This is a genomic window from Caballeronia sp., from assembly GCF_049581465.1.
Taxonomy (GTDB): Bacteria; Pseudomonadota; Gammaproteobacteria; order Burkholderiales; family Burkholderiaceae; genus Caballeronia.
On record NZ_JBAUSA010000228.1, the window covers coordinates 1 to 2,687 of the forward strand.

Annotated in this window: 3 protein-coding genes and 1 pseudogene; all 4 read left to right on the forward strand. The window is 65.2% G+C overall.

From position 1 onward, the window contains the following. Positions 1 to 187, forward strand: a pseudogene (locus WCA53_RS05620) (hypothetical protein); the annotation flags it as partial. A gap of 105 nt (positions 188 to 292) precedes the next feature. Beyond that, complete coding sequence (tssK, locus tag WCA53_RS05625; protein ID WP_423906681.1) at positions 293 to 1,624, forward strand: type VI secretion system baseplate subunit TssK; 1,332 nt, start codon at positions 293 to 295, stop codon at positions 1,622 to 1,624. Positions 1,625 to 1,648: 24 nt separating this feature from the next. Then, the gene (locus tag WCA53_RS05630) at positions 1,649 to 2,401 is read left to right on the forward strand and encodes a DotU family type IV/VI secretion system protein (protein ID WP_423906684.1); all 753 of its coding nucleotides are present in this window, start codon (positions 1,649 to 1,651) and stop codon (positions 2,399 to 2,401) included. A gap of 49 nt (positions 2,402 to 2,450) precedes the next feature. Further along, the coding region (locus tag WCA53_RS05635; RefSeq protein ID WP_423906687.1) for a hypothetical protein at positions 2,451 to 2,687 on the forward strand (237 nt) is incomplete at its 3' end.

A 2,687-nucleotide genomic window follows, 5' to 3' on the forward strand; every position in this document is an offset into this window, starting at 1 on the left:
GGAAGTCGTGCCGGGCCAGCACCTCGACGTGACCGGCGACTCCTTCGACCGGCCACGCGTGACAGCGGCCTTTGTCTTTGCCAATTATGCGGATCCGGGCGCGCACCGCGTGCGGATCGAACAGTTCAATGGCCGGCTCGCCGTGCAGCTCGACAACAACGCGTTTTCCGTATCGGCCGTGAAATGACACCGTATCCGCTTTCGAAGAAATCCATGACATCCAAGAATTCCTCACCGGCGCACGGCCGCCGTCACGCTGCGTGCTCTTCCACGCTTCACAAGGAGACTCGCGATGCATGAGCGCACCGTACCGATCGTGGATCGCGTCGAATGGTTCGAAGGCATGCTGCTCGCGCCACAGCATTTCCAGTTGATAAGCGGGCGCGTCGATTCGCTCGTCGCGTGGCAGACGCTTGCTGCGGCGCCGTTCAGTTGGGGCGTGCGGCGCGTCGTGTTCGACACTGGCCTGCTGCCTGCCGGCGTGGTGCGAGTGCTCGCACTCGACGCGATCATGCCCGACGGCACGGCCGTGTCGTATGCGGCTGAGTCGAGCCGGCACGGCAGGCTCGAACTGTCGCTCGAAGCATTTGCGGAGCAGCTTGCGAGCGGGCCGCTCGATTTCTACCTGACCTTGCCCATCGCCGGGTCGATGCGACGCGACAACGAGGTGCGGCGCTTTCGGTCGAGCGCCGGCGTGCCGGTCGAGGATGAGGTCTCTGCGGCACCGCCGGCCGACGTCCCGCGTCTCCTGCCAAACCTCACGCTGACGGCCGGCGAACTGCCGTCGGCGATGTACGTGTCCCTGCGGCTCGGTTCGGTCTACCGGGACAACGAGGTCGTGCGTCTGGGCGAACGGCTTCCACCGCTGATGGAGATCGACCGCGCCAGTCCGCTTTGGACGACCGTTGCCACGCTGCTCGGACAGCTACGCGGCAAGGCGGCGTTCGTCGCGCGGCAAACGGCGATTCCGTCCTCGAAAATCGATGACCGGCTCACCCAGCTCGAACTGAAGGACCGGCTGCGCAGCCTGCTTGCCGCGTTGCCGCTCGCCGAAGCGGTGCTGCGTACGCCTTACCTGCATCCGCTTGCGCTGTATCTTGCACTCGCCGCGCTCTCCGGCTCGCTGAGCATGCTGATGCCCGGGGGCTTGCCGCCCGTGCCGCCCGACTACGACCATGCCGATCCGCTCGCGGTATTCACGCCGCTGCTGCGTGCGTTGCGCGACGCAATTGCCGAGGTCAGCGAAGGCTATCGGGAGCACAAGTTCGAATTGCGCCACGGCGCCTTCGAGATCGCGCTGCAGCGGGAGTGGATCGGCGAGCGGCTGGTCATCGGCCTGCGCGGCCAGTCGGAGCGCGACCTGCTCGCGTGGATGGAGGGTGCGGTCGTGGGCTCGCAGTCGGTCTATGCGTCGCTGCGCAGCCGCCGGGTGCTCGGCGCGTCGCGCCGGGTTGTGGAGTACGCCGAAGAGCTGGGCATCCGCTCGGGATCCGGCTATCTGCTGTTCGAAATCCAGGCCGCTCCGGAGCTCGTGCTCGCGGGCGAGGCGCTCGTCATAAGCAATCCGAATGAAAGCGCAAGCGCGCAGCGGCCGCAGGAAATGCTGCTGTTCGTGAAGGGCTGACAGTCAAAAAAAGGTAGGCCGGGCATGGCACGTAATCGATTGGAATCCGAAGAAAACGACTTGATCATGACGCAGTTTCGCAGTTTTCTCGAAGAGCTCATCAGAGCGCAAAAACGCTTCTCCGAGGTGCCCGATGCCGACCCGGAACCCGCAGCTCAAGGGCTGAGCCGGCATCTGCTGAACCTGCTGGAAATCCAGACGCTGGAATCGCGCCGTGAAGGCACGCGGTTTGACATGGAGAACCTGGCGGACGCGCGCTACCTGAAGGCGGTGCTGGCCGACGAGATCCTGCTCAACACGCCCTGGACTGGCCGCGAACGCTGGACCGCGTATCTGCTCGAATCGACGCTATTTCGCACCAATGTCGCGGGCGACCTCGTGTTCCGCAAGATCGAGCAACTGTTGTCGGATCGCGAGCCGTCGCGCCGGGACGTCGCGCGGATCTGCCTGTTCTCGCTCGCGATGGGGTTCCAGGGCCGCTTTCGCGGCGCGGACGCGGCAGGACAATTGCGCAGCTATCGCGAGGAGTTGTACGAATTCATCTATCAGCGCCGCGCCGACCTCGGCGGGCGCGAGCGTGTGCTGGCGGATGACGCTTATGCGAACACGATTTCCCATATCGCGCCGCGCAAGCTGCGCACGGTGAGCCGCTGGACCATGCTCGGACTGGCCGCGATGGTGGTGCTGCTGGCGGTGTCGGAACTGTTGTGGCTGTGGCAGTCGTGGCCGGTGCGCGAAGCGCTGCACGGCGATGCGGTGGCGGGGGTGAAGGCATGAAGCAAGGCATGAAGCGGTTGTACAACCTGCCCTCCGCGGGAGCTCTCGCATGCTGACGAGCAACCTGTTCCTGCTCTCGCTGGCACTCCTGATCTTCGTCGTGTGCGCGGTGCTGGGCGCGGTGGTGTATTTCGCCGCGCACAATGCGCGCAGCAAGCCCACGGCCGAGCGCAAGATCGTGCGGCTGCGCGCCGATTCGCTGCGCAATGCGTTTCGCCAGGCCGTCGAGCTGATCGAAGGCAATATTGCGACGCGGGCCGAGCGCTACAACGTTCCGTGGGTCATG